This is a genomic window from Streptomyces phaeolivaceus (assembly GCF_009184865.1).
GTDB lineage: Bacteria > Actinomycetota > Actinomycetes > Streptomycetales > Streptomycetaceae > Streptomyces > Streptomyces phaeolivaceus.
In genome coordinates this window covers 4,175,444-4,201,962 of sequence record NZ_CP045096.1, presented here as the reverse complement: position 1 = coordinate 4,201,962, position 26,519 = coordinate 4,175,444, and the positions used below count along the sequence as shown (strand labels likewise).

25 protein-coding genes and 1 tRNA gene are annotated in these 26,519 nt (G+C 71.2%); 14 read left to right on the top strand and 12 right to left on the bottom strand.

The window, feature by feature from the left end; translation table 11 throughout:
• Positions 1–69 precede the first annotated feature (69 nt).
• Complete coding sequence (locus F9278_RS19605; RefSeq protein WP_152169525.1) at positions 70–1,101, bottom strand: P1 family peptidase; 1,032 nt, start codon at positions 1,099–1,101, stop codon at positions 70–72.
• Positions 1,091–2,380 (bottom strand): low temperature requirement protein A, encoded by a 1,290-nt coding sequence (locus tag F9278_RS19600; RefSeq protein WP_226966815.1) that lies wholly within the window; start codon positions 2,378–2,380, stop codon positions 1,091–1,093. The genes F9278_RS19605 and F9278_RS19600 overlap by 11 nt, the downstream gene beginning before the upstream one ends.
• A gap of 178 nt (positions 2,381–2,558) precedes the next feature.
• Between F9278_RS19600 and F9278_RS19595 the strand changes: the two genes are divergently transcribed.
• A complete protein-coding gene (locus F9278_RS19595; RefSeq protein WP_152169524.1) occupies positions 2,559–2,750 on the top strand; it encodes a hypothetical protein in 192 nt (63 codons plus the stop codon).
• A 28-nt stretch (positions 2,751–2,778) separates the two neighbouring features.
• Here F9278_RS19595 and mscL read toward each other — a convergent pair whose 3' ends face one another.
• The 6 genes from mscL to F9278_RS19565 form a co-directional block, all read right to left on the bottom strand.
• Positions 2,779–3,255, bottom strand: coding sequence for a large conductance mechanosensitive channel protein MscL (gene mscL, locus F9278_RS19590; protein ID WP_152169523.1), 477 nt, complete (start codon positions 3,253–3,255; stop codon positions 2,779–2,781).
• A gap of 129 nt (positions 3,256–3,384) precedes the next feature.
• Positions 3,385–3,981, bottom strand: a complete 597-nt coding sequence (locus F9278_RS19585) for a hypothetical protein (protein ID WP_226966814.1) — start codon at positions 3,979–3,981, stop codon at positions 3,385–3,387.
• A gap of 175 nt (positions 3,982–4,156) precedes the next feature.
• Complete coding sequence (locus F9278_RS19580; protein ID WP_152169522.1) at positions 4,157–4,999, bottom strand: S-methyl-5'-thioadenosine phosphorylase; 843 nt, start codon at positions 4,997–4,999, stop codon at positions 4,157–4,159.
• A gap of 130 nt (positions 5,000–5,129) precedes the next feature.
• A complete protein-coding gene (locus F9278_RS19575; protein ID WP_152169521.1) occupies positions 5,130–5,465 on the bottom strand; it encodes an FmdB family zinc ribbon protein in 336 nt (111 codons plus the stop codon).
• A 69-nt stretch (positions 5,466–5,534) separates the two neighbouring features.
• Positions 5,535–6,818, bottom strand: coding sequence for an MFS transporter (locus tag F9278_RS19570; RefSeq protein WP_152169520.1), 1,284 nt, complete (start codon positions 6,816–6,818; stop codon positions 5,535–5,537).
• 266 nt (positions 6,819–7,084) lie between these two features.
• The gene (locus F9278_RS19565; protein ID WP_404818923.1) at positions 7,085–8,686 is read right to left on the bottom strand and encodes a potassium/proton antiporter; all 1,602 of its coding nucleotides are present in this window, start codon (positions 8,684–8,686) and stop codon (positions 7,085–7,087) included.
• A 247-nt stretch (positions 8,687–8,933) separates the two neighbouring features.
• On the opposite strand from F9278_RS19565, the gene F9278_RS19560 reads away from it, so the two are divergent.
• Positions 8,934–11,732, top strand: coding sequence for a penicillin acylase family protein (locus F9278_RS19560; protein ID WP_152169519.1), 2,799 nt, complete (start codon positions 8,934–8,936; stop codon positions 11,730–11,732).
• 647 nt (positions 11,733–12,379) lie between these two features.
• The gene (ltrA, locus tag F9278_RS19555) at positions 12,380–13,633 is read left to right on the top strand and encodes a group II intron reverse transcriptase/maturase (RefSeq protein ID WP_152169518.1); all 1,254 of its coding nucleotides are present in this window, start codon (positions 12,380–12,382) and stop codon (positions 13,631–13,633) included.
• A gap of 77 nt (positions 13,634–13,710) precedes the next feature.
• Here the strand turns inward: ltrA and F9278_RS19550 are convergent, their stop codons facing one another.
• Entirely contained in the window at positions 13,711–14,286 is a 576-nt protein-coding gene (locus F9278_RS19550; protein ID WP_193241549.1) for a 5-formyltetrahydrofolate cyclo-ligase, read from the bottom strand.
• Positions 14,287–14,419: 133 nt separating this feature from the next.
• Here F9278_RS19550 and galU point away from each other — a divergent pair, with 133 nt between their 5' ends.
• From galU to F9278_RS19515, 7 genes are all read left to right on the top strand, one after another.
• Positions 14,420–15,322, top strand: a complete 903-nt coding sequence (gene galU / locus F9278_RS19545; RefSeq protein WP_152169517.1) for a UTP--glucose-1-phosphate uridylyltransferase GalU — start codon at positions 14,420–14,422, stop codon at positions 15,320–15,322.
• A 5-nt stretch (positions 15,323–15,327) separates the two neighbouring features.
• The gene (glp, locus tag F9278_RS19540) at positions 15,328–16,650 is read left to right on the top strand and encodes a molybdotransferase-like divisome protein Glp (RefSeq protein ID WP_152169516.1); all 1,323 of its coding nucleotides are present in this window, start codon (positions 15,328–15,330) and stop codon (positions 16,648–16,650) included.
• A gap of 84 nt (positions 16,651–16,734) precedes the next feature.
• Positions 16,735–17,217 (top strand): cyclic pyranopterin monophosphate synthase MoaC, encoded by a 483-nt coding sequence (gene moaC / locus F9278_RS19535; RefSeq protein ID WP_152169515.1) that lies wholly within the window; start codon positions 16,735–16,737, stop codon positions 17,215–17,217.
• Positions 17,214–17,810, top strand: coding sequence for a MogA/MoaB family molybdenum cofactor biosynthesis protein (locus F9278_RS19530; protein WP_152169514.1), 597 nt, complete (start codon positions 17,214–17,216; stop codon positions 17,808–17,810). The genes moaC and F9278_RS19530 overlap by 4 nt, the downstream gene beginning before the upstream one ends.
• A gap of 26 nt (positions 17,811–17,836) precedes the next feature.
• Entirely contained in the window at positions 17,837–18,469 is a 633-nt protein-coding gene (locus F9278_RS19525; protein ID WP_152173963.1) for a GNAT family N-acetyltransferase, read from the top strand.
• A gap of 233 nt (positions 18,470–18,702) precedes the next feature.
• Positions 18,703–20,118 carry a divisome protein SepX/GlpR gene (sepX, locus tag F9278_RS19520; RefSeq protein ID WP_152169513.1) on the top strand — a complete coding sequence of 472 codons (1,416 nt, stop codon included), beginning with the start codon at positions 18,703–18,705 and terminating at the stop codon, positions 20,116–20,118.
• Positions 20,119–20,243: 125 nt separating this feature from the next.
• Positions 20,244–20,317, top strand: a tRNA-Ala gene (locus tag F9278_RS19515).
• A 53-nt stretch (positions 20,318–20,370) separates the two neighbouring features.
• On the opposite strand, the gene F9278_RS19510 is transcribed toward F9278_RS19515, so the two are convergent.
• Both F9278_RS19510 and F9278_RS19505 read right to left on the bottom strand, forming a co-directional pair.
• Positions 20,371–20,745, bottom strand: coding sequence for a hypothetical protein (locus F9278_RS19510; RefSeq protein WP_152169512.1), 375 nt, complete (start codon positions 20,743–20,745; stop codon positions 20,371–20,373).
• 90 nt (positions 20,746–20,835) lie between these two features.
• On the bottom strand, positions 20,836–21,318 hold the full coding sequence (locus tag F9278_RS19505) for a GNAT family N-acetyltransferase (protein WP_152173962.1): 483 nt from the start codon (positions 21,316–21,318) through the stop codon (positions 20,836–20,838).
• A gap of 18 nt (positions 21,319–21,336) precedes the next feature.
• On the opposite strand from F9278_RS19505, the gene F9278_RS19500 reads away from it, so the two are divergent.
• Positions 21,337–22,179 (top strand): exodeoxyribonuclease III, encoded by an 843-nt coding sequence (locus F9278_RS19500; RefSeq protein ID WP_152169511.1) that lies wholly within the window; start codon positions 21,337–21,339, stop codon positions 22,177–22,179.
• Between the two features lie 39 nt (positions 22,180–22,218).
• Here F9278_RS19500 and F9278_RS19495 read toward each other — a convergent pair whose 3' ends face one another.
• Positions 22,219–22,851, bottom strand: a complete 633-nt coding sequence (locus F9278_RS19495; protein ID WP_152173961.1) for a MerR family transcriptional regulator — start codon at positions 22,849–22,851, stop codon at positions 22,219–22,221.
• 261 nt (positions 22,852–23,112) lie between these two features.
• Here F9278_RS19495 and F9278_RS19490 point away from each other — a divergent pair, with 261 nt between their 5' ends.
• From F9278_RS19490 to F9278_RS19480, 3 genes are read left to right on the top strand one after another with little or no spacing between them, the layout of a single operon-like run.
• A complete protein-coding gene (locus F9278_RS19490) occupies positions 23,113–24,684 on the top strand; it encodes a flavin-containing monooxygenase (RefSeq protein WP_152169510.1) in 1,572 nt (523 codons plus the stop codon).
• Entirely contained in the window at positions 24,681–25,616 is a 936-nt protein-coding gene (locus F9278_RS19485; protein WP_152169509.1) for an alpha/beta fold hydrolase, read from the top strand. The genes F9278_RS19490 and F9278_RS19485 overlap by 4 nt, the downstream gene beginning before the upstream one ends.
• The gene (locus F9278_RS19480) at positions 25,613–26,500 is read left to right on the top strand and encodes an SDR family oxidoreductase (protein ID WP_152169508.1); all 888 of its coding nucleotides are present in this window, start codon (positions 25,613–25,615) and stop codon (positions 26,498–26,500) included. Before F9278_RS19485 ends, F9278_RS19480 begins: the two co-directional genes overlap by 4 nt.
• The last annotated feature ends 19 nt before the right edge of the window (positions 26,501–26,519 follow it).

Below are 26,519 nucleotides of genomic sequence, written 5' to 3'. Positions count from 1 at the left end.
TCCCTCGGGGGGGCCTCCCCCTCCCCCTCCCCCCTCGGGCCCTCGCCCCCCGCCCCACCCCGCCCCGCCTCAAGCCTCCCCGTACAACTCCCCGTACGACGGCCACACTCCGCCCGGTCCGTCCACCGGGTCGGCCGCGCGTACTGCCCGGACGATCGCTCGGGTCACCAAGTCCGCGCCCGCTGACAGGAGTTCGTTGAGGGCGAGGAGGCCGGCCCCGGGTGGGAGCGGCCGGGCGCCCGTCGCCAGGGTGAACACCGTGTCGCCGTCGTTGAGCAGATGCACGGGGCGTACGGCGCGGGCGATGCCGTCGTGTGCCGTGCCGGCCAGTTTCTGGGCCTGGGCGCGGGTCAGGTCGGCGTCGGTGGCGACCACGGCCAGGGTGGTGTTCAGCGGCGGAGGCGGACTCTTCGCCGCCGCCTCGGCGATCCGGCGACGCGCTCTCTCGTGCACCTCCGGCTCCGGATACACCGTCCGCCCCTGGAACAACTCCCCGTACAACACCCCCGTCTCCGCGTCCATCACCGATCCCGCCGCGTTGGCCACCACCAGCGCGGCCACCGTGATCCCCGAGTCCAGCACGGTGCTCGCGGTGCCGACGCCGCCCTTGAGCAGCCCGACCGTCGCCCCGGTCCCGGCCCCCACGCACCCTTCCGCCACCGGGGCGCCGGGCCCGCCCGCGTCGGCCGCCTCGACCGCCGCCCGGCCGGTGGCCGCGTCCGGTCTGGCCCCGAAGTCCCCGCCCCGGCCCAGGTCGAAGACACAGGCGGCCGGCACGACCGGCACCACATGTGCCGGGTCGGGTCCGACCCGGACGCCGCGTCCGCGCTCCTCCAGCCAGGCCATCACTCCCGACGCGGAGTCCAGCCCGTACGCGCTGCCTCCGGTCAGGACCACCGCCTCGACCTTCTGCACCAGGTTCCGCGGGTCGAGCGCGTCCGTCTCCTTGGTCCCGGGCCCGCCCCCGCGCACGTCCACCGCCGCCACCGCGCCGCCCTCCGGGGCCAGCACGACCGTGGTCCCGGTGAGCCAGCCCCCGCCGACCCGGGTGGCGTGCCCGACCCGCAGGCCGGGGACATCGGTCAGCGCGTCAACTGCCATGGGAGTCACGGGAGCCGTGGGAGTCGTTTGCGGTGTGGGTGGCGTGGGCCTTGTGGTCATGGTGGGTGAGGTGCCCTCGGGTCGTGAGTATCACTCCGGCCGCGACCGTCACGGTCGTCACGAGGCCCGCCGCCAGGACCGCCCAGTGGCCCAGGAAGGTGCACATGACCACGGCCAGCGCGGCGAGCGGCAGGACCGTCTGCTGGGCCGTGCCCACCTTGTAGTGGCGGGCGTGCAGCGCCCACACGGAGAGGAGATACAGCGCCGTCGGCAGGGTCACCGCGGCGGACGCGGCCAGTGTGGAGATGTGCGCCTTGTGCACCGTCTCCTCCACCGCGACCTCCAGCCCGGCGCCGATCGCCGCCGCCGAGGCGAAGATCAGGTAGTGGCCGTACCCCCACAGGAAGCTCTCCTTGTTGGAGCGCAGATGGCCGTGGATGGGGACGGTGAAGTACACCCACCACGCCGAGAACACGATCAGCAGCCCGCCCACCGCGATCGGCAGCAACTCGCCCAGCGCGTCGTTCTCGTCCACCGCCGACTTCACGGCGACCGTCGCCGCCAGGATCGTCTCGCCGAGCACGATGATGGTGAACAGGCCGTACCGCTCGGCGATGTGATGCGGATGCCAGGACGTCTGGAAGCCTCTCTCCGCGTACACCGGCACGGACAGTTCGGCGATCGCCATCACCAGGAACAGCCACGGTCTGGCCAACTCCGGCAGGACCAGCAGCCCCAGCCAGCCGATCTGGCAGAGCGCCACCCCGCCCGCGTACCGCAGGGCCGTGACCCGCTCGGCACCCGTCGCGGTGCGCGCGGCCCGCAGCCACTGCGCGGTCATCGCCAGCCGCATGATGATGTACCCGAGCACGACCAGCAGCCAGTCGTGGTCCTCGAAGGCCCGGGTGACCCCGGCGGCGAGCACCAGCACACCCGCTATCTGGACGAGGGTCACCAGCCGGTAGGGCACGTCGTCGTTGTCGTACGCCGAGGCGAACCAGGTGAAGTTCATCCAGGCCCACCAGATCGCGAAGAAGACCATCGCGTAGTTCACGATGCCCTCGGCCGCGTGCGCCTCCGCGACGGAGTGCACCAGCTGGACGCCCGCCTGGGCGACGGCGACCACGAAGCACAGGTCGAAGAAGAGCTCCAGCGGCGAGGCGACCCGATGTATCTCCTCGCGTCCCCGCGCCACCAGCCTGCGTACCGGTGCCCGGCCGGCGCCGGAAGCCGAGGAGGAGGGCGAGGACGAGGCCGGGGGTGTGGAACTGGACGTCATGGGGCCAAGCACACCAGAAAATCCGGTGGAATTCTCGCTCAGGTGTTCACCGGTGCCGGGGCGGACCCAGGGAGTGCGCGGACGGGCCCGCCCCGGGTGCGAGGTGGCCGGGGGAGGGGCCGCTGCGGGATGTGCCGCGGTCGGCGGCCGTCCGTGCCCGGGGCCGTACTCTGGAGGCATGACCACCGCGCCCACTCCCGCCCCGGCACCGCGTGACCCCAAGGCCGCGCTGGTCTTCGACGACCCGCTCAGCCGGCCGTCGTCCGACGACACGGACCGGGGATGGGGCGAGCGGCCCGGGGACGGCGGCGGCGACAGCGCGGCCGACCTGCGGCGCTTCCTCGACGAGAAGCCGCCCCACCACATCTGACACCGCCCGCCCAGCGCCTTGAGCGCCGCTACTCGCGGTCGTGACCCGAGCCGCGCTGCGCCACCAGGGCGTCGCGGATCTCCTTCAGGACCTCCAGCTCGCTCACCTCGATGACCTCCTGGGTGCCCTCCTTCGCCTTGCGGCGGGCCTCCTGCCGGGCCAGGTACTTGGCCATCGGGAGCACCATCAGGAAGTAGACGACGGCCGCGGTGATCACGAAGCTGAGCGTGGCGCTCAGGACCGTGCCCCACATGATCGGGATGCCGCTCGTGACCGTGCCGTCCGCGGCCGTCTCGCAGGGATCCTGCAGACACGAGCTGTACTTGTCGAGATCCTTGGTGCCGAAGGCCCCCACCAGTGGGTTGATGACCCCCTTCACCACCGAGTTGACGATGTTGGTGAAGGCCGCGCCGATGACCACGGCGACGGCCAGGTCGACGACGTTCCCCCGCATCAGGAAGGCCTTGAAGCCCTCCCAGACGCTCGGCTCCTTCTTCTCGCTCACCACGAGGCCTTTCTGCGCTGATTGTGGAACAAACGACTCCGCAACCTACGTCAGGGCCTGGCCCGGGTGTCCAATTGGGTCCCTCCAACGTGGGACTTGACGGGGGCGGGACGACGCCGGGGCGCGTGATCACCACAGGGTCACCGCCAGTCGGGACGCGACGCCCGCGCCGGCCAGCCGGGCCGCCGTGCGGCGCGGCACGGTGAGCACGACCAGGGCCCCGCTCTCGGCGGTGTCCACGGCGGTCGGGACCTTCGCCACTCGGGCCCCGCGTGCGACGACCCGTGCGGCGCCGGCGCCCGTCGCGGACTCCTCGGCCGCGATCACGTCGACGCGGTCGCCGGGGCGCAGCAGCCGTACGGTCGCGCCGTCGGCGATGCGGACCGGCGCGGTCACCGTCTCGACCGGGGCGGGGCGCTCGGGGACCGGGTCGGCCACGGGGTGGCCCCTGACCCGTTCCGCCTCCCTCGGGCCCGCTCCTGTTACCAGCAGGGCGGCGGCCGTCACCGCCAGGCCCGCCGCCGTGGCTCGCCTTCGGCAGCGGGCGAGGCGGCGGAGTCGTTGGGCGCCGCCCCTCACCCGTAGCGGCGCGAAGTGCGGGACCTCGCAGGTGGGAGGAGTGTCGGTGCCGGGCGGGCCGGCGGCCCAGGAGGGGAGGCGGGTGGAAGGGGCGGAGGACGAATGCGCGAACGTGGAGGAGGGAGAGGGAGGGGGCGTACGGGACATGGGGCACCACCTGCTGTGTGAGATCGGCTTGCGGTCCCACGATGAGGCTTCGCGGCCGAGCCCGCCGGGGCCTGTGGACCAGGCACCGACTGTGGAAAACCTCGCCACCCGAACGAGGCGTTCCACCCTCCGTCCCGCCCTGCACCCCTCCCGGCCGAGCCGCGAGCTCACCCCGTCACGGCAGTGCGAACCCCGGGTCCATCCCGCCCAGTGCCTTCGCGCACAGGCAGTCGCGGCTGTCGTTCGACGGCAGTGCGGCGACCGCCTCGAAGAGGACGCCCCGGAGGCGGTCGATGTTGGCGGCGAAGACCTGGAACACCTCCTCGTGGGAGACGCCCTCGCCGGTCTCGGCGCCCGCGTCGAGGTCGGTGACGAGGGTCAGGGAGGTGTAGCAGAGCTCCAGTTCGCGGGCGAGGATCGCCTCGGGGTGGCCGGTCATGCCGACCACGGACCAGCCCTGGGCCTGGTGCCACAGGGACTCCGCGCGGGTGGAGAACCGGGGGCCCTCGACCACGACGAGGGTGCCGCCGTCCACCGGCTCCCAGTCGCGTCGGCGCGCCGCTCCTAGGGCGGCCTCGCGGCCGACGGGGCAGTACGGGTCGGCGAGCGAGACATGGACGACGTGGGGGACGGCCCCGCCGGGCAGCGGAAGGCCGTCGAAGTAGGTCTGGACGCGGGACTTCGTACGGTCCACCAGCTGGTCCGGGACGAGCAGCGTGCCCGGACCGTACTCCGGCCGCAGACCGCCCACCGCGCACGGGCCGAGCACCTGGCGCGCCCCGACGGAGCGCAGGGCCCACAGGTTGGCGCGGTAGTTGATGCGGTGCGGCGGCAGATGGTGGCCACGGCCGTGGCGGGGCAGGAAGGCGACCCGGCGGCCCGCGATCTCACCCAGGAAGAGGGAGTCGCTGGGCGGCCCGTAGGGGGTGTCGACCTGTATCTCGGTCACATCGTCGAGGAAGGAGTAGAACCCCGAGCCTCCGATGACGCCGATCTCCACGTGCTCCGTGTTCGCCATGCCCGCACCCTAACCGGGCCCGGAAACGCCGAGGACCCCGCCGGTCGTCGTACGACGGCGGGGTCATGGACGGCTGCCGCGCTCACGCGGCGGAAGCGCCACCCGGCGGATGTGCCACCGGGCGAAAGCGCTACGCGGCCGACGTGCTGCTGGCGGAGGAGGAGCCCGAGGACGACGACTTCGACTCGGAGGACGACGAGGACGACGACTTCGTGTCCGACGACGTCGACGAGGACTTCGCGTCCGACGAGGAGGACTTCGACGTCGCCGGGCTGCTGCTCGACGACGAGCCGCGGCTGTCGTTCCGGTAGAAACCGGAGCCCTTGAAGACGATGCCGACCGCCGAGAACACCTTCTTGAGGCGGCCGTTGCAGCTGGGGCACTCGGTCAGGGCGTCGTCGGTGAACTTCTGCACCGCTTCGAGGCCCTCACCGCATTCGGTGCACTGGTACTGGTACGTCGGCACTGGTCTTCCTCCTGGCACTCTCACTCGATGAGTGCTAACGACGGTCCATACTGACCTATTCCCAGGGGATCAGTCCACTGTCACCGGCACTCGGTGACCGACGACACGCGCGACGGTACGGCTCCGGGGGCTGCCCACCAGGCGCGTACGCAGGGCCAACAGGGTCGCCAGGGCCAGTGCCGTACCGGCCGCCGGCACCAGGAAACCGGCGCCGGTCCACAGCCTGTCCTCCAGCTGTCCGGCGGTCGTGACGGCCGCCGCCTGGCCGAGCGCGACCGCGCCGGTCAGCCAGGTGAAGGCCTCCGTGCGGGCGCCGGACGGGACCAGGGAGTCGACCAGGGTGTAGCCGGTGATCAGGGCGGGCGCGATGCACATGCCGACCAGCAGGCCGAGCGCGGCGAGGACCACGACCGAGTCGGCGGTCCACAGCGCGGAGGCCACCAGCGCGAGGGCCGTGTAGCCGATGATCAGGCGCCGTCGCGGGGACACCTTCCAGGCGATCGCGCCGCAGACGATGCCGGAGAGCATGTTGCCGGCGGCGAAGACGCCGTACAGGACGCCGTTCAGGCCGGGCTCGCCGATCGACTCGGAGAAGGCGGCGAGCGAGACCTGCATACCGCCGAAGACGGAGCCGATGCCCAGGAAGGTGACGATCAGGACGCGCACCCCGGGGACGGACAGCGCGGAAACGCGCTCCCCGCGCGCGTGGAGCGCGACGGGAACGACCTTCGGCTGGCTGCCGCGCTGTGCGGCGAACAGCAGACCGCCGACGAGGGTGAGCCCGGCCTCGGTGAGCAGGCCGGCGGCCGGGTGCACGGCGGTGCAGAGCGCGGTCGCGACCAGCGGGCCGAGGACGAAGGTCAGCTCGTCGGTGACGGACTCGAAGGCGGCGGCGGTGCTCGTCAGGGGCGAGTCCTTGAGCCTGACGCCCCAGCGGGCCCGCACCATGGGGCCGATCTGCGGCACCGAGGCGCCCGTCGGCACGGCGGCGGCGAAGAGCGCCCACAAGGGGGCGCCCATGAGGGCCAGCGCTGTCAGGGTCAGGCCTGCCGCGCCGTGGACGAGGATGCCGGGGATCAGGACGGCCCGCTGGCCGTGCCGGTCGGCGAGACGGCCGCTCCAGGGGGCGAACAGCGCCATGGAGACACCCGTGACGGCGGCCACGGCGCCGGCCGCCCCGTACGAGCCGGTGGTGTGCTGGACCAGCAGCACGATGGAGATGGTCAGCATCGCGAACGGCTGGCGTGCCGCGAAGCCGGGGAGGAGGAACGTCCACGCGCGCGGGGTGCGCAGCAGTTGCCCGTAGCCCGGACGGGATGTCTTCGTGGTGTTCGAGGTGACCGTGGACGCCACGGCCGTGCCTTTCCGCCGCCTGGTAGCGCGCCCGTGCGGGGGGCGCCGAGAGCTGTCCTCTTGCGCTACTGCGGTAGATGCCGGGCCCACGGAGAGGGGGCGTGACGGCCGCCATACGGTCGCGCCAGCTCTGCGTCAGACAGAGTTGGTCCGATCAAGTGCGCCTTCATCGTACAGGGGGATCGGCCGGGTCGCCTGTGAAAGTGAGCACCATGGGCGGTCGTACCCGCGATTCCAGAGGGGTGTGAACGGTGTGAAACCTGCCCTTAACGACGGGATCCGCCGTTCCCGTGTCCGTTCCCCTCGCCCGTCCCCAGCCAGTCGGCCAGCTTGCCGCCCTGGCCGACGGCCCTGAGGCGGCGTTCGGCCTGGTCCCGCACGGGATCCGTGGCGACGACCAGCAGCTCGTCGCCGCGCCGCAGCACGGTGGTCGGCAGCGGTACGAAGGACTTGCCGTCGCGGACGACGAGGGTGACGGCGGCGCCCGCGGGGAGCCGCAGTTCGTTGACCTCGACGCCGTGCATCCGGGACTTCTCGGGGATGGCGACGGACAGCAGATGGCCGCGCAGCCGCTCCAGGGGCGCCGACTCGATGCCGAGGTCGGCGGCCTCGTCGCCGGAGCCGCCGAGGCGCAGTTTGCGGGCCAGCCAGGGCAGCGTCGGCCCCTGGACGAGGGTGTAGACCACGACCAGCACGAAGACGATGTTGAAGATCTTGCGGCTGGCCTCGACGCCGCTGACCATCGGGATCGTCGCCAGGATGATGGGCACCGCGCCGCGCAGCCCGGCCCAGGACAGCAGGGCCTGCTCGCGCCAGGGCACCCGGAACGGCACCAGTGCGACGACGACGCTCAGCGGTCGCGCCACCATGGTCAGCACCAGGCCGATGACGAGCGCGGGCCAGATGTCGTCGCCCATCTCGTGCGGGGTGACCAGCAGCCCGAGCAGGACGAACATGCCGATCTGGGCGATCCAGCCGACTCCCTCGGCGAAGCCGCGGGTGGCCGGCCAGTGCGGCAGTTTGGCGTTGCCGAGGACCATGGAGGCCAGGTAGACGGCGAGGAAGCCGCTGCCGTGGGCCAGGGCGCCGGCCGCGTAGGCGGTGACGGCGATGGCCATGACGGCGATCGGGTAGAGGCCGGAGGCGGGCAGGGCGATGTGCCTGAGGCCCCAGGAGCCGAGCCAGCCGACCGCGAGGCCGATGGCGGCGCCGATCGCCAGTTCCAGCGCTATCTCGCCGATCAGGACGTACCAGTGCTCGACCGGTCCGGCCACGGAGAGCGAGGCGACGAGGATGACCACCGGGGCGTCGTTGAAGCCGGACTCGGCCTCCAGGGTGCCCGTCACGCGCGCGGGGAGGGGGATTCTGCGCAGCACGGAGAAGACGGCCGCCGCGTCCGTGGAGGACACGACCGCGCCGATGATGAGTGACTGTCGCCACTCCAGTCCGATCAGATAGTGCGCGCCCGCGGCGGTGACGCCGACGCTCACCGCGACCCCGACCAGCGCCAGTGAGCTGGCCGCCGGCAGGGCCGGTCCGATCTCCTTCCACTTCGTGCCGAGGCCGCCCTCGGCCAGGATCACGACGAGGGCCGCGTAGCCGATGACCTGGGTCAGTTCGGCGTTGTTGAAGTGGATGTCGCCGATGCCGTCCTGGCCCATGGCGATGCCTATGCCCAGGTACACGAGCAGGCTGGGGAGCCCGCTGCGCGACGAGATCCGGACCGCGGCGACCGCGACGAGAAGGACGAGCGAGCAGACGAGCAGGAGTTGGTTGAGGTCGTGGACAGTCAGCGGGCCGTACCTTTCTTGCCGAACCGCACGTGGTTCTTCGAGTGTGGGATGCCGAGCACTGGATGCGGGGCACACGCGCGTGTGGGCATGCGAAGCCGATCACGGAAACCGTGCGGTTGCGGTTACGTCAGTGCAAGTACTTCGTTACCTTACCTAACTCTTGACGATTTCTTGACGCTTGCGGGGGCAAGATCGAACAGCCGTCCGCGCCAGTTCCCGACTCCGCGTCAAGTCGTGTCGGACCCTGCGCCTATGGTTGCTCCAGCGTTCAGTACAAAGCACAGCCCGACCTGCCGCTCGTGTTAGGACAGCAAGGACAGCGATGCCCACCGACAATCCCGCCTCCTCCGGCCAGCAGTCCGGCAAGTCCGGCAGGAAGAAGAGGGGACGCAAAGTCCGCCTTCTCCTGATCGTCCTGGTCCTGGCCATCATCGGTGGCGTCGGCTACGGGGCGTTCTGGTCCGTCTCCACCGTGCGCGCCTCCTTCCCGCAGACCAAGGGTTCGATAACCCTGGACGGCCTGTCGGGACCGGTCGACGTCAAGCGCGACGGCAACGGGATCCCGCAGATCTACGCCTCCTCCGACGAGGACCTGTTCATGGCCCAGGGCTATGTCCAGGCGCAGGACCGGTTCTACGAGATGGATGTGCGCCGCCACATGACGGCCGGCCGCCTCTCGGAGATGTTCGGCGAGGGCCAGGTCGACAACGACGAGTTCCTGCGCACCCTCGGCTGGCACCGGATCGCCGAGGAGGAGTACGAGAAGACGCTCTCCGCCGAGACGAAGAAGTACCTCGACGCGTACGCCAAGGGGGTCAACGCCTACCTGGCCGGCAAGGACGGCGACGAGATCTCCCTGGAGTACGCGGCCCTCGGTTTCGTAGGCGACTACAAGCCCGAGGAGTGGACCCCGGTCGACTCGGTGGCCTGGCTGAAGGCGATGGCCTGGGACCTGCGCGGCAACATGCAGGACGAGATCGACCGCGCCCTGATGACCAGCCGCCTCGGCCCCAAGCAGATCGCCGACCTGTACCCGCGGTACCCGTACGACCGCAACAAGACGATCGTGCAGGAGGGCCAGTACGACGAGCTGACGAAGACCTGGTCGGACGGGTCCGGGTCGACGCAGGGCACCGACGGCTCCACCCAGAGCGCCGACGGCTCCACGCAGGGCACCGGCGGCACGGGGACGGGCACGGGAACCGCCGGGACCTCCACGGACTCCTCGGCCCTCCAGACCCAGCTGGACGGTCTCTACGACGTCCTGGAGGACCTGCCCGAGGCCGTCGGAGTGAACGGCAACGGCATCGGCTCCAACTCCTGGGTCGTCTCCGGCGACCACACCATCACCGGCAAGCCGCTCCTCGCCAACGACCCGCACCTGTCGGCCACGCTGCCGTCGGTCTGGTACCAGATGGGCCTGCACTGCAAGTCCGTCTCCGAGAAGTGCCAGTACGACGTCTCCGGCTACACCTTCTCCGGCATGCCCGGCGTGATAATCGGACACAACGCCGACATCGCCTGGGGCATGACCAACTCCGGCGTCGACGTCACCGACCTCTACCTGGAGAAGCTCACCGGCGACGGCTACCAGTACGGCTCCAAGGTCCTGCCGTTCGACACCCGCGAGGAGACCATCGAGGTCGCCGGCGGGGAGGCCAAGAAGATCGTCGTCCGCACCACCAACAACGGCCCGCTGCTGTCCGACCGCAACGACGAACTCGTCCAGGTCGGCAAGAAGGCCTCCGTCGACCAGGACGCCCCCGACCGCGGCGACGGCTACGGCATCGCCCTGCGCTGGACCGCGCTCGACCCCGGCACCTCCATGGACGCCGTGTTCGCCATGAACAAGGCCAAGGACTGGGACGACTTCCGCGAGGCCGCCGCTCTGTTCGACGTCCCCTCGCAGAACCTGACCTACGCCGACAAGGAGGGGCACATCGGCTACCAGCTGCCCGGCAGGATCCCCACCCGAGGCAAGGGCGACGGCTCGCTGCCCGCGCCGGGCTGGGACGCCGCGTACCGCTGGACCGGCTACATCGACCAGGACGAACTGCCCTACGAGTACGACCCGGAGCGCGGCTACATCGTCACCGCCAACCAGGCCGTCGTCGACGACGACTACCCGTACACGCTCACCACGGACTGGGGCTACGGCACGCGCGCGCAGCGGATCACCAGCCTCATCGAGTCGAAGATCAAGGGTGGCGGCAAGATCTCCACCGACGACATGCGGCAGATGCAGATGGACAACAGCAGCGAGATCGCCAAGCTGCTGGTGCCGCTGCTGCTCAAGATCGACGTGAACGACAAGTACGTCCGCCAGGCGCAGAAGCTCCTGGAGGGCTGGGACTACACCCAGGACGCCGACTCGGCCGCCGCCGCGTACTTCAACTCGGTCTGGCGCAACATCCTCAAGCTCGCCTTCGGCAACAAGCTGCCCAAGGAACTGCGGGTCGAGGGCCAGTGCCTGTCGGTCGAGCCGGTCGACTCCACCGGGCCCGCCGACGAGGACCGCCGGGTGCGCGAGTGCGGCAGGCGCGACGCGGACCAGGCGCAGCCGGACGGCGGCGACCGCTGGTTCGAGGTGGTCCGCCGGATCATCGACGACCAGGACAACGACTGGTGGTCCACGCCGAAGACGCGCACCCAGCCCGCCGTCGACACCCGTGACGAACTGTTCAAGCGGGCCATGCGGGACGCCCGTTGGGAGCTGACCGCCAAGCTCGGCAAGGACATCGACACCTGGAGCTGGGGCCGGCTGCACCGCCTGTTCCTGAAGAACCAGACCCTCGGCACCGAGGGCCCCGGTTTCCTCCAGTACATGCTCAACCGCGGCCCCTGGAAGCTCGGCGGAGGCGAGGCCACGGTCAACGCCACCGGCTGGAACGCGGCCGGCGGCTACGAGGTGGTCTGGGTGCCCTCGATGCGCATGGTGGTGAACCTCGGGGACCTCGACAAGTCCAAGTGGATCAACCTCACCGGCGCCTCCGGGCACGCGTACAACGCGCACTACACGGATCAGACCGACAAGTGGGTCAAGGGCGAACTGCTGACGTGGTCGTTCACGGACAAGGCGGTCGAGGCGAACACGAGCGACACGCTGCTGTTGAAGCCGTAGCGCCCGCCTGAGCACGGAAAGCGGCCTCCACGCGTGCGTGGAGGCCGCTTTCGCGTGTGCGCCCAGCATGGGCGGTTGCTTGGGGGTGGAAGTCCCCTGGGGGAAGAGGTGGTGCTAACCCCGAGCCGGAGGCAAGGGCGTCATCGTGAGGTGGGGTCTGGAGGAAGCCCGAGGCGAGACCTGGGTACCGAGGAACACGAACCGTGTATGAGGCGTACTGGTCGGGTGAGCCTGCACGCGAAGGTGAAGCCCGTCACTGCCAAGAAGGCCAGTGCGTAGACGCGGCGGGGATCCAGGGACAGTGATCGTTCTTACCTGGGGAGATCTGTCCGGGTGTCGGTTGTGCTGAAGATGTCGCCGCGCCGACGGTCCGTGCTGGAAGGTGCGGGCTGACCGGGCAGAAGTCAGCAGAGGCCGTAGTACCAGCCGGGATGGGCACGGTGGCTGGGAAGGGCTGAACATCGAGTGGAACGGGTGATGTGGTGGTTGCTCGTGCTGGTCACAGGGACCGCAGCAACACTGCTTCGGCGGTGCCGCGGGGGGAGGAGCCGGTGCATCCGGCGGAGCCCACGGCGGAGCGTAGTGGCCGGTCGGCGCACTCCACGGAGGACGTTCACCGCGAACAGCGTTCCTCGCTTTGGGAGTTGATGCTCTCGAAGGAGAACCTGCTCGCGGCGCTCAACCGTGTCGAGGTGAACCGGGGTGCTCCCGGGGTGGACGGTATGACCACGGCCGAACTCAGGCCGTGGATCGCGGTGCACTGGCCCGGGGTCCGGGCCGAACTCGATGCGGGCATCTACCGGCCGGCGCCGGTCCGTCAGGTGATCATCCCGAAGCCTGGCGGCGGTGAGCGGATGCTGGGGGTGCCGCGGGTGCTGGACCGCTTGATCCAGCAGGCCGTCGCGCAGGTGCTCGTGCCCATTTTCGACCCTGGTTTTTCGGGGTCGTCCTTCGGGTTCCGTCCCGGCCGGTCCGCCCATCAGGCGGTCAGGGTCGCGCGGCGTGCCATCGAGGACGGCAACCGGTGGGTCGTGGACCTTGATCTGGACCGGTTCTTCGACCGGGTCCAGCACGATGTCCTGATGGCACGGGTCGCGCGCAAGGTCACTGACCGCAGGGTCCTGAAGCTGGTTCGCAGGTATCTGGAAGCCGGGGTCATGGTGGACGGCGTGAAGACGCCGGGCAGGGAGGGGACCCCGCAGGGCTCCCCGCTCTCGCCCGTCCTGTCGAACATCATGCTCGACGACCTGGACCGGGAACTGTTCAGGCGCGGTCACCGGTTCGCACGTTACGCCGACGATCTGCGGATCTTCGTGCGGAGCAGGCGGGCTGCTCAGAGGGTGCTCGACTCGGTCACGGCCGTGGTCGAGCAGCGGCTGAAACTGAAGGTCAACCGGGTGAAGTCGAAGGTGGTCCCAGCTTCCGTCATGACGATGCTGGGGTTCGGCTTCTACTTTGTCCGGGGTGGGAAGGTCAGGGTCCGGGTCGACCCGAAGGCGGTCGAACGCCTGAAGGTTCGGCTCAAGGAGCTGACCTCGCGCCGGTGGAGCGTTGCGATGGCTGACCGCATCGCGCAGATCAACCGCTTCACCACAGGCTGGATGGGCTACTTCCAGCTCGCGGACACTCCCAAGGTGTTCCAGGAGCTGGACAAGTGGTTCCGTCGCAGGATGCGGCAGATCCGCTGGAAGGAATGGAAACGGTACGCGACCAGACGTCGTAACCTGCGGGCGCTCGGGATCGGTGAGCGTGATGCTCGGGAATGGGCGGCCAGCAGCAAAGGCTACTGGCGGGTCGCGAAGTCACCTGTTCTGGACAGGGCACTGCCCATCTCCTACTGGGACGACCTGGGCCTGAAGATGCTCAAGCCGACCTGGCAACGGTTGAGACCAGCTTGGTGAACCGCCGGATGCGTGACCCGCATGTCCGGTGGTGTGGGAGGAGGGACGGGCGACCCGTCCCTCCTACCCGATCCGGATCACCGGAAGTGCCGTACCCCCGAAGGCGTCACCACCGCGTGCACCGGGCGGTCGTGCTCCTCCTCCGGCACCCGGTCGACCACCTCCGTGTCGTACAGCAGCACCACCAGGGCCGGGTCGGCGCCCGCGCGTTCCAGGCGTTCCAGGACGCGGTCGTAGGAGCCGCCGCCCCGGCCCAGGCGCATCCCGCGCGCGTCGACCGCCAGACCCGGCAGCAGGACGACGTCGGCGGTGGTCACGGCCTGCGGGCCGAGCCGCTCGCCGGCCGGTTCGAGGAGCTCCATACGGCCGCCGTGCCGCACGCGCGCGAGGGAGGAATCCCCCTCGTAGAGGCCCCAGTCGAGGTCGTTGTCGGGGAGCAGCAGCGGCAGCAGGACGCGCACGCCCCGCGCGCGGAGTGCGTCGAGGAGCGCGAGGGTGCCGGGCTCGCTCCCCACGGAGACGTACGCCGCCACCGTGCGCGCGTGCGCCAGTTCGGGCAGATCGAGGGCCCGGCCCGCGAGCGCGCCGGTCGTTCTCCGGACGTCATCCGGCGTCAACCCGTTCCTCACCAGGAGGAACTCTCGACGCAACATTCGCTTGGCAGAGTCCGGTCCGGATCCCATGTTGCTCACAGGTCGCTCCAGTACTATTCGTAATCGGCTCATATGAGAGCGAATTAATCGGAGCCACAGATTCCCCACAAAGGCACCCGATAGGGTTCGGGCCATGAGTGAGGCGAACCCCAGGATCAGCAAGGCTGTCATTCCCGCCGCGGGCCTCGGAACCCGGTTCCTGCCGGCCACCAAAGCGACTCCCAAGGAGATGCTGCCGGTCGTGGACAAGCCGGCGATCCAGTACGTGGTCGAAGAGGCCGCATCGGCGGGGCTCGACGACGTCCTGATGATCACCGGCCGCAACAAGCGCCCCCTTGAGGACCACTTCGACCGCAACTACGAGCTGGAGTCCGCCCTCCAGAAGAAGGGCGACGCCCACCGGCTCGCCAAGGTCCAGGAGTCCAGCGACCTCGCCACCATGCACTACGTCCGCCAGGGCGACCCCAAGGGCCTCGGGCACGCCGTCCTGTGCGCCGCCCCGCACGTCGGCGACGAGCCCTTCGCGGTCCTCCTCGGCGACGACCTGATCGACCCCCGCGACCCGCTCCTGCGACGCATGGTCGAGGTCCAGGAGTGCAGCGGCGGCAGCGTCATCGCGCTGATGGAGGTCGCGCCGGAGCAGATCCACCTCTACGGCTGCGCGGCCGTGGAGCCCACCGAGGACGGCGACGTCGTCAAGGTCACGGGCCTGGTCGAGAAGCCGGACCCGGCCGACGCCCCCTCCAACTACGCGATCATCGGCCGTTATGTCCTCGCCCCGCAGATCTTCGACGTCCTGCGCCGGACCGAGCCGGGCCGCGGCGGCGAGATCCAGCTCACCGACGCCCTCCAGCAGCTCGCCGCGGACGAGAAGGTCGGCGGCCCCGTGCACGGCGTCGTCTTCAAGGGCCGCCGCTATGACACCGGGGACCGCGGCGACTACTTGCGTGCCATTGTCAGACTCGCATGCGAACGTGAAGACCTGGGACCGGACTTCCGGACCTGGCTTCGCAGTTACGTAGCCGAGGAGATGTAGCCACATTGAGCACCGCCGCGACCCGCACCACCGGACCGGGCCACCTCTGGTCGGTGACCGAGCACCTGGAGGACATCCTCGCCACCGTCCAGCCCCTGGAACCCATCGAGCTGCAACTCCTCGACGCCCAGGGCTGTGTCCTGGTCGAGGACGTCACGGTGCCGATCTCCCTGCCACCGTTCGACAACAGCTCGATGGACGGGTACGCGGTGCGGGTCGCGGACGTCGCGGGCGCCAGCGAGGAGTTCCCGGCCGTGCTCACGGTGATCGGGGACGTCGCGGCGGGCCAGGCCGAACCGCCCCGTGTGGGGCCCGGTGAGGCCGCCCGCATCATGACCGGCGCCCCCCTGCCGCCCGGCGCCGAGGCGGTCGTCCCGGTGGAGTGGACCGACGGCGGCCTCGGCGAGGGACCCGTCTCCGGGATGCGCGCGCGCAGCGCGAGCCCCGAGGGCGCCACCGGCCAGGTCGCCGTGCACCGCGCCGCCGAGGCACGCGCGCACGTCCGCGCGAAGGGCAGCGACGTGAAGGCCGGGGAACGCGCCCTGGCCGCCGGGACGATCCTCGGCCCGCCCCAGCTCGGCCTGCTCGCCGCCGTCGGCCGCGCCTCGGTACGCGTACGCCCGCGCCCGCGCGTGGTCGTGCTCTCCACCGGCAGCGAACTGATCCCGCCCGGCGAGACCCCGGCCACCGGCCAGATCTACGACTCCAACAGCTTCGCCCTCACCGCCGCCGCCCGGGACGCGGGCGCCATCGCCTACCGCGTCGGCGCCGTCGCCGACGACGCCGAGACCCTCCGCTCCACCATCGAGGACCAGCTCGTCCGCGCCGACCTGGTCGTCACCACCGGCGGGGTCAGCGTCGGCGCGTACGACGTCGTCAAGGAGGCCCTGGAGTCCGTCGGCGACGAGGACGAGGAGGGCGCCGGCATCGACTTCCGCAAGCTCGCCATGCAGCCCGGCAAACCCCAGGGCTTCGGCACCATCGGCCCCGACCACACCCCGCTGCTCGCCCTCCCGGGCAACCCGGTCTCGTCGTACGTCTCCTTCGAGCTCTTCGTCCGGCCCGCCATCCGCACCCTGATGGGCCTGACCGACGTCCACCGGCCGACGGCCACCGCGACCCTCCAGGCACCCAAGGCCCTGGCCTCACCCGCCGGGCGCCGGCAGTACCTGCGAGGGACGTACGCGGACGGCGAGGTCACCCTCGTCGGGGGCGCCGGATCGCACCTCGTGGCGGCCCTCGCGCACGCCGACGCGCTCATCGTGATCCCCGAGGACATCGAGTCCGTCGAGCCCGGCACGGAGGTCGAGGTCGTCCTGCTCGGCTGAACCGTCGAGGGTGGCGTACCGTGTCGCGCACAACAGGCCGCGCGCCGCACCGCGACGGGCCCCGACCGGGAGCGCCACACCACCATGAGTACGCCGCAGGACCGACTGACCCACATCGACGACGCGGGTGCCGCCCGCATGGTCGACGTCTCCGGGAAGGACGTGACCGCGCGCACCGCCCGCGCCAGCGGCCGGGTCCTGGTCTCGCCGAAAGTGGTCGAACTGCTGCGCGGCGAGGGGGTGCCCAAGGGCGACGCCCTCGCCACCGCGCGCATCGCCGGGATCATGGGCGCCAAACGCACCCCCGACCTCATCCCGCTCTGCCACCCGCTGGCCGTCTCGGGCGTCGAGGTCGATCTGTCGGTCGCGGACGACGCCGTCGAGATCCTCGCCACGGTGAGGACCACGGACCGTACGGGCGTCGAGATGGAGGCCCTCACCGCGGTCTCCGTGGCCGCCCTCACCGTGATCGACATGGTGAAGGCGGTCGACAAGGGCGCGGTCATCACGGACGTCCGCGTAGAGGAGAAGACGGGCGGCAAGTCTGGCGACTGGAGCCGGACATGACGGCGCCCGCCGGGGACACCGGCCCCGCCGGGTACCGCGCGCTGGTCGTGACCGCCTCCAACCGGGCCGCCGCCGGGGTCTACGAGGACCGGGGCGGACCCTTGATCGCCGAGGCGCTCACCGGCTTCGGCTTCGCCGTCGACGGCCCTCAGGTCGTGCCGGACGGCGGCCCTGTGGAGGCCGCGCTGCGGGCGGGTGTCGACGCCGGGTACGACGTGATCGTGACGACCGGTGGCACCGGCATCTCGCCCACCGACCGCACCCCCGAGGCCACCCGCGCGGTCCTCGACCACGAGGTGCCCGGCATCCCCGAGGCGATCCGGGCGTACGGCCGGGACAAGGTGCCCACGGCGGCGCTCTCCCGGGGCCTCGCCGGGGTCGCGGGCCGGACGCTGATCGTCAACCTGCCGGGCTCGACCGGCGGCGTACGGGACGGCCTGGCCGTACTGGAACCGCTGTTGACCCACGCCGTGGACCAGATCCGCGGCGGGGACCACGACCGGCCGACCGTCGGCGGGGACCACAAGAGGCCGGCCACCGGCGGCTCCCCGGCCGAGGAGGACCCCTCCAGACCCCGTGGGGGTGCGAGCTGAACAGCCCATCCTGGCCCGTGGCGCTGGTGGACGGCGAGGTCGTCCTCCGGCCCATAAAGTTGCGTGACCAGCGGGCCTGGCGCGAGGTGAACCGGCGCAACCGGGACTGGCTGCGGCCCTGGGAGGCGACCATTCCGCCGCCCACGCCCAGCGGCCCCATCGCGCACCGGCCGACATACCGTCAGATGGTCCGCCATCTGCGGGCGGAGGCGAACGCGGGCCGGATGCTGCCGTTCGTGATCGAGTACCAGGGGCGGCTGGTCGGGCAGTTGACGGTCGCCGGGATCACCTGGGGCTCCATGTGCTCCGGCCATGTCGGCTACTGGGTCGACGAGTCGGTGGCCGGGCGGGGCGTGATGCCGACGGCGGTGGCGCTCGTCGTGGACCACTGCTTCCGGACCGTCGGCCTGCACCGCATCGAGGTCTGTATTCGCCCCGAGAATCGGCCCAGCCGACGGGTCGTGGAGAAACTCGGATTCCGCGAGGAAGGCCTTCGTCCACGATATCTTCACATTGACGGCGCCTGGCGCGACCATCTCGTCTTCGCGCTCACCGCCGAAGAGGTCCCCGAGGGGCTGCTCGGCCGCTGGCAGCGGGAACGGGCACGGAACACCCGGAACGCGGGCTCCGACGTGGGCAAGCCCGGACAACCCCAATAAATGAAATGCGTGTTCGAAAAAAATGCCCGAACGGCGATCCTTCGAGGATCGGACGGCGATCGGCTTGAACGAGTCGGGACGTTCTCGGCACGTTCTCAGCACGTTAATTTCGCGCTCTCTGCGACCCGCTGATCGGATCGGTCACAAAAAAAGCTCGAAATATCAGCCAGATCGTGCGACACACCGGCTCAATTGGCAGATGGCCTCACGCAAACCCCTCTACCGTGTGAGGCGTGAGCAGCAGCGGCCTCATCTACGCAGTCATCGTCGGGGCCTGGGCCGCCTACTTGGTGCCGATGTGGCTCCGTAGGCAGGACGAGCTGAACGAAGCCCGTCCGACGGAACGCTTCAGCACCGCCATCCGGCTGCTTTCCGGCCGGGCGGGGATGGAGCGCCGATACGCCAAGGACCTGCGGGCGCGCTCCACCGAGGAGGGGGAGCCCAGCGCCGAACCGGACGGCGTCACCGAATCGGTGGACGTCCGGGCCTTCGCCATGCCCCCGCACCGGGAGCACACGAAGGCTCGACTCCCGGTGGAGCGAGGTGAGTCACCGCAGCAGGGCCAGCAGCCGCAGCACCCGGGGAAACCGGCGGCACAGCCCTCCGGAGCCGCCCAGGCGCAGGCGCACGCCCAGGCGCAGGCGCACGTACAGGCCCAGGTGAAGCCGGTGCCCCAGCAGGGCGGAGCACCGTCGGCCAAGCAGCAGGGGGCGGCCCAAGTGCCCGCTCCCGCGCGGGCGAAGCGGCCGGGCGGTCGGACGACGGGCGCACGCCGGGCCGACTCGGCGGAGGCCAAGGCGCGGGCCCAGCGCTCGAAGGTGCTCGCGCGCCGACGGCGTACGACGGTGATGCTCTTCCTCGCCTTCACGCTCGGCGCGGTCGTCGCGGCGGTCGGCGGACTCGCCCTCCTGTGGGCGCCGGCCGTACCGGCGGTGCTGCTGAGCACATACATCGCGCATCTGCGCCGCCAGGAGCGGAAGCGGTTCGCGTACACGATGGACCGGCGGCAGGCCGAGGTGGCGGCGCAGCGGCTGCGGGAGCGACAGCCCCAGCGGCGGCGCCCCGCACCGGACCCGGTGGACACCGACGAGCCGGAGGACGGACCCGAGAACGAGGAGAACCGGGCGGAGCTGACCGCGCTCGCGGCCGACCGCCGGGCCCTCGTCGAGCAGACCGACCACGCCGAGTGGGTCGACCAGCAGCGGGAGCGCCAGCGCCGGCCCGGCCAGGGCGACAGCTGGGACCCGGTCCCGGTGCCGCTCCCGACGTACGTCACCGCGCCGGTCGCGCCCCGGGCCACCTCCGGGGTCGACCTCGGCGCCCCGGACGCGTGGAGCAGCGCGCGCTCCAGCGCGGCCGATCCGCACGGCTCGTCGGGCGCCGCCTCGGGCTCCGCGCACACCTCTGCGGACACCTCCGCGAGCACTGCCGCGAGTGCCGCGAGTGCGTCGGGGCGCGAGTCGGAGGGGGAGCGCGGTGGTGAGGCGAGCGCGGACGACGCGGGCGCCGGTGACGCTGCCGAGGCTCCCGACGGCGGCCGTTCCGACGCCCGCCGGGCCGCGTCCGCGCGCCGCTCGCGTGAGAGGGGGCGCACACCGCTCTTCGACCAGTACGAGGACGGCGACCGCCCGCGCGCGGCCAACGAGTGACCTTCGCCGCTGCGGATCGCCCACTCCGCTGACCAGCCACGAGCCGGTCGGAAGCCCGCCGGTGGCCGCCCGGGAACGGATTTCCAAGCACCGCGATCGGGATGCTAGAGTTTCACTCGTTGCAAGGGCCTGTGGCGCAGTCTGGTAGCGCACCTCGTTCGCATCGAGGGGGTCTGGGGTTCAAATCCCCACAGGTCCACGCACAGCTCAGAGCCCCCAGTGGTGATCACCATTGGGGGCTCTGACGTGTTGTCAGGGTGTCACCGGCTCTGTGATCGCGTCGAAGTGCGGCCAGCCGTCCAGCTCCACCGTCCGGGCGTCCGGGTGGAAGTCCAGGGTCGGGGCGGCGGCGTCCAGGAGGCGGCGGACCGTGCCGGGCTCGTGGAGGTTCAGGTACGTGTGGTCCGAGCGGCGGACCAGGGCGCCGGAGTCGAAGTAGCAGTTCGAGACGACGCGGTTGTCCGAGGGGCTGAAGAGCAGGACCAGACGGCGGCCTCGGGGGCCGTCGGGGTACAGCGACAGCTTCAGGTGGCAGTGGTCGTGGGCTGCTCGGGAGCGCCGGCGGACGGTCCAGCGCCAGGTGGTGTCGCCCACGACGAGACGGCGGAGGCGGGTGTTCTTCTTCACGGGTACACCGTAGGGGCCCGACACCCCGGCGGGCACCGGGATTTGCGGGCCCGGGAGGTTCGGGGCCCCGGAGGGTTCAGGGGCCCGGGGTCACCCGTGGAGCGGCTTCGCGAAGCACAGGCTCAGTTCGTGGAAGCGGTAGTAGCCGAACTTGGCGCAGGGTTCGTAGCCGCTGGAGGTGTAGAGGGCGACGGCCTCGGGCTGCTCGGCACCGGTTTCGAGGACCATGCGGGTACGGCCGCCGGCGCGGGCGTCGGACTCCAGTTCGCCGAGTATGCGGCGGGCCAGGCCCAGGCCGCGGGCCTCCGGGGTGACATACATCCGCTTGATCTCGGCGTCCCCGTCCTGATACCCCTCGTCATTGGTGTCCTGGGTGCGCCAGCCACCCGTGGCCAGGGGTCTGCCGTGTTCGTCGTAGGCGATCAGATACAGCCCCGTCGGCGGTACGAAGTGCGCCGGGTCCATGGGTGTGGCGTCTCCGTCGTCGCCGTAGCGGACGCTGTACTCGGCCTGGACCTCGTCGTTCAGCTTCACGGCGTCGGGGTGGTCGAAGGGGACCCGGCGGATAATCATGTTGAACATCGTACATCTATGCATGGCTGCTCTCCGGGGTGCGGGTATCGTGCCCGGGTGCTGACTGTGACCTCTGTGAATGTGAACGGACTGCGGGCCGCCGCGAAGAAGGGCTTCGTGGAGTGGCTCGCCGGGACCTCGGCGGACGTGGTGTGCCTGCAAGAGGTCCGGGCCGAACCGGAGCAACTCCCCGAGGGGGTGCGGCAGCCCGAGGGATGGCACGTCGTGCACGCCCCGGCCGCCGCCAAGGGACGCGCGGGGGTGTCGCTCTACAGCCGCCGTGAACCTGACCGGGTCCGGATCGGTTTCGGGTCGGCCGAGTTCGACGGGAGCGGGCGGTACGTCGAGGCCGATCTGCCGGGCGTCACCGTCGCCAGCCTCTACCTTCCCTCCGGCGAGGTCGGGACCGAACGGCAGGACGAGAAGGTCCGGTTCATGGACGAGTTCCTCACCCATCTGAAGGGGCTGCGCGAGCGGGCCGCCGCCGACGGGCGCGAGGTCGTGGTCTGCGGCGACTGGAACATCGCCCATCAGCAGGCCGACCTCAAGAACTGGCGGGCGAACCAGAAGAACTCCGGGTTCCTGCCGGAGGAGCGGGAGTGGCTGGGGCGGGTCCTCGACGAGAGCGAGGGGGCGTACGTCGATGTGCTGCGCGCCCTGCATCCCGATGTGGAGGGGCCCTACACCTGGTGGTCGTACCGGGGGCGGGCCTTCGACAACGACAGCGGCTGGCGCATCGACTACCAGATCGCCACGGCCGGGCTCGCCGCCAAGGCGGTCAAGGGGTTCGTGGAACGGGCCGCGACCCACGCCGAGCGGTGGTCGGACCACGCGCCGGTGACGGTGGTCTACGAGCTCTGAGACGGATCGGTCCCGGTCCGGGTCGGAGGCGGCCCGGTCTCAGTCCGTGCCGGTCTGCCTCAGTCGCCGGTCCAGTGCCAGGGAGAGTTCCGCTTCCGCCACGCTCTTCGCCAGGGGCCGTAGGCGGGCGAGGTCTTCGCGGGTGTGGCCGGGCTGGGTGAGGATGAGGTCGGTGAACAGGGTGGCCAGGGCTTCCGCGTGTTCGCGGACGCGGCGGCCGGCGGTGAGGACGTCGGTGAGCGGGACGCCCTCGCGGACCAGCGCGGCCGAGACCTCCAGGAGGCGGCGGCTGATGTGGACGATCTCGCCGCCGTCGGTGCCGAGGTAGCCGAGTTCGAGGGCGGTGGCGAGGTTCTCCGAGGTGGCCTGGTCGCCGAAGTGGTCGGCCAGTTCCTCGGGGGTGAGGCGGACCGGCGTCTCCTCGGTGGGGGCGCCCAGGCCGAGCAGATCGCCCACGTCACGGCCCTGGTCGAAGGCCTCGGCCAGCTCGGCTATCCCGCTGAGCGTGTGGCCCCGCTCCAGCAGCGCCGCGATCGTGCGCAGCCGGGCCAGATGGGTGTCGTCGTACCAGGCGATACGGCCCTCGCGGCGGGGTGGCGGGATCAGTTTGCGCTCCCGGTAGAAGCGCAGGGTGCGTACCGTGATGCCGGCCTCCTCGGCCAGCTCCTCCATGCGGTACTCGTGTCGCTCGCCGTGTCGCTCGCCGTGTCGCTCGCCGTGTCGCTCGCCGTGTCGGTCGCCGTCTCGCCCGTTGTCCCGCTCGCCGTCTTCTGCCACGCGCGCAGCCTATGTCGTACCGCTGGTAACTCCAGAGTGTCGGACCCCTACCCATCGGTACGGTCCTGCCCTACGCTCCCACTGCGCCAGTGATTACTGGCGCGGACATGAGGTGCGAACGCGGTGGGCGCACGCGATGAGGCGTGGAGGTACCGGATGGGCGAGCACAAGGGCGGGAACGAGGGCGCGGACCGGCCGCATGTGCGGGTGGCGGTGGTCGGGTCCGGGTTCGGCGGGCTCGGCGCGGCCGTGCGGCTGCGGCGCGAGGGGGTCACCGACTTCGTCGTCCTGGAACGGGCCGGGTCGGTCGGCGGCACCTGGCGCGACAACGACTATCCCGGGTGCGCCTGTGACGTGCCCTCCCATCTCTACTCGTTCTCGTTCGCGCCGAACTACGCCTGGCCGCGCGCCTTCTCCGGGCAGGAGCACATCCGGGCCTATCTGGAGCACGTGGTCGAGGTGTTCGGGCTGCGGTCGCACATCCGCTTCGACTCCGAGGTCGTCAGGATGGCCTGGGACGCGGAGCGGCTGTGCTGGGACATCGAGACGAGCGGTGGGCCGCTGTCCGCCGACTTCGTCGTCTCCGCGACCGGGCCGCTGTCCGATCCGAAGGTACCGACCGAGGCCGAACTGCCGGGCCTCGGTTCCTTCCCCGGGAAGGTGTTCCACTCCGCCCGCTGGGACCACGGGTACGACCTGCGCGGCAAGCGCGTCGCGATGATCGGGACGGGCGCCTCCGCGATCCAGATCGTGCCCGCGATCCAGCCCGAGGTCGCCCGGCTCACCCTCTTCCAGCGGACCCCGCCCTGGGTGCTGCCGCGCGTCGACCGGGGCATCAGCGGCGCCGAGCGGTGGCTGCACCGGCAGCTGCCGTTCACCGCGCAGGCCCGGCGCGGACTGCTGTGGGGCGTACGGGAGTTGCAGGTCCAGGCCTTCACCAAGCGGCCGAACCAGCTGGGCCTGGTGGAGCGGATGGCCGAGCGGCACATGACCCGGGCCGTCAAGGACCCCGAGCTGCGCGCCCGGCTCACCCCCGGCTACCGCATCGGCTGCAAGCGCATCCTGCTGTCCAACACCTACTATCCGGCGCTCACCCGGCCCAACGTCGACGTGGTCGCCTCCGGGCTCGCCAAGGTCGACGGCTCCACGCTCGTCGCCGCCGACGGGTCCGCCGCCGAGGTCGACGCGATCGTCTTCGGCACCGGGTTCCATGTCACCGACATGCCCATCGCCGACCGGGTCGTGGGCGCCGACGGCCGGACGCTCGCCGAGGCCTGGGCCGACAGCGGGATGCGGTCGCTGCGCGGGGCGTCCGCCGCCGGGTTCCCCAACTGGATGACGATCATCGGGCCCAACACGGGCCTCGGGAACTCCAGCATGATCCTGATGATCGAGTCCCAGCTGAACTACATGGCCGACTTCGTACGGCAGTTGGACGTGCTCGGCGGCCGGGTCGCCCTCGACGCCCGGCCGGTGGCCGTGGACGCCTGGAACGAGCGGGTGCAGAAGCGGATGGAGCGCACGGTCTGGAACACCGGGGGCTGCACGAGTTGGTATCTCGACGCGGACGGGCGCAACACGACCGTCTGGCCGGGGACCACGACCGAGTTCCGCGGCGCGACCCGGCGGGTCGATCTGAGTGAGTACACCGTCCTGCGGGTAGCCCGGCCGGATACGGAGAACAGCGGCGGGGCGATGAACACGGAGACGGTGGAGGCCGGGGCATGACCCGACTGACGCATGTGAAGCACGGGCCGTACGCGCCGCCCGTCGCCGTACGGGAGTTGGCGGCCGTGTCCGCCGACGGGGCGCGGCTGCACGTCGAGATCCACGGGCCCGAGGGCGCCCCCGCCGTGGTGCTCGTGCACGGCTGGACCTGCTCGACGGCGTACTGGGCGGCGCAGGTCCGCGATCTCGCCGTCGACCACCGGGTCGTCGTCTACGACCAGCGCGGCCACGGCCGCAGCCCCGCCTCCGCCCTGTGCAACGCGGACGCCCTCGCCGACGATCTGGAGGCGGTGCTCGCGGCGGCCCTCGCGCCGGGCGAGAAGGCGGTGCTGGCCGGGCACTCCATGGGCGGCATGACACTGATGGCCGCCGCCGCGCGGCCGGGGTTCCGGGAGCACACGGCGGCCGTCCTGCTGTGCAGCACGGGCAGTTCACGGCTGGTCGACGAGTCCCTGGTCGTGCCGATGCGGTCGGGCCGGGTGCGCTCCTGGCTCACCCGGAAGGTCCTCGGCTCCCGGGCGCCGCTCGGGCCGGTCACGCCGGTCGCCCGGCGGATCCTCAAGTACGCGACCATGGGCCCCGGTTCGTCGCCCGCGATGGTCGAGGCCTGCGCGCGGATCGTGCACGCCTGCCCGGCCCGGGTGCGGCACGCCTGGTCGCACGTCCTCGCCTCCCTCGATCTCGACCACGGCGTACGGGAGTTGACCGTGCCGGCGCATGTCGTCGTGGGCACGGCCGACCGGATGACCCCGCCCGTGCACGCGCGGGCGCTGGCCGCCGCGCTGCCCGACTGCGTGGGCCTCAGCGAGCTGACCGGGGTCGGACACATGGCGCCCGTGGAGGCGCCGGAAGCGGTCACCGCCCGGATACGCGGGCTCGTGACGGCACATGTACGGGTGGAGCGGGACGAGTTGGAGGAGGCGGGCGCATGAGCGGCAGCCTGGAGGGGCGGGTCGCGGTCGTCACCGGGGCCGCGCGGGGCGTCGGGGAACTCCTCGCGCGCAAGCTCTCGGTACGGGGCGTGAAGGTCGCGCTCGTCGGCCTCGAACCGGACGAGCTGAAGCGGGTGTCGGAGCGGCTGTATGGGGAGTGCGCGTACTGGCACGCCGATGTCACCGACCAGGAGGTGATGACGCGGGTCGCGGGTGAGGTCAAGGAGCGGTTCGGGCGGGTCGACATCGTCGTCGCCAACGCGGGCGTCGCCAACAGCGGGCCGTTCGTCGACTCCGACCCCGACTCCTGGCGGCGGGTCATCGAGGTCAACCTCGTCGGATCGGCCGTCACCGGGCGGGCGTTCCTGCCCGCGCTGATCGAGAGCCGGGGGTATCTGCTGCAGATCGCCTCCCTCGCCGCGATCACCCCGGCGCCGATGATGACGGCGTACTGCGCGTCCAAGTCGGGCGTCGAGGCGTACGCGCACTGTCTGCGGGCCGAGGTCGCGCATCAGGGCGTGGGCGTCGGCGTCGGGTATCTGTCCTGGACCGACACGGACATGGTGCGCGGGGCCGACAAGGACGAGGCGTTGCGGGAGTTGCGGGAACGGCTGCCGTGGCCGGCCGGGAAGACGTATCCGCTGGGGCCGGCCGTGGACCGGCTCGTCGCCGGGATCGAGCGGCGGTCGAGCCATGTGTACGGGCAGTGGTGGCTGCGGGGGATGCAGGGCGTGCGCGGGTATCTGCCGGGGCTCATAGGGACGTTCGCGCCGCGCGAGGTACGGCGTATGGAGCCGCGGCTGCGTGGGGTGGACAAGGGGCTGGTGGGGGCCGGTGGGGCGGCGGACGAGCGGACGCGGGGGGTTCGGGCGTCGGGAGGCTGATCACTTGGCGTTGACCGAG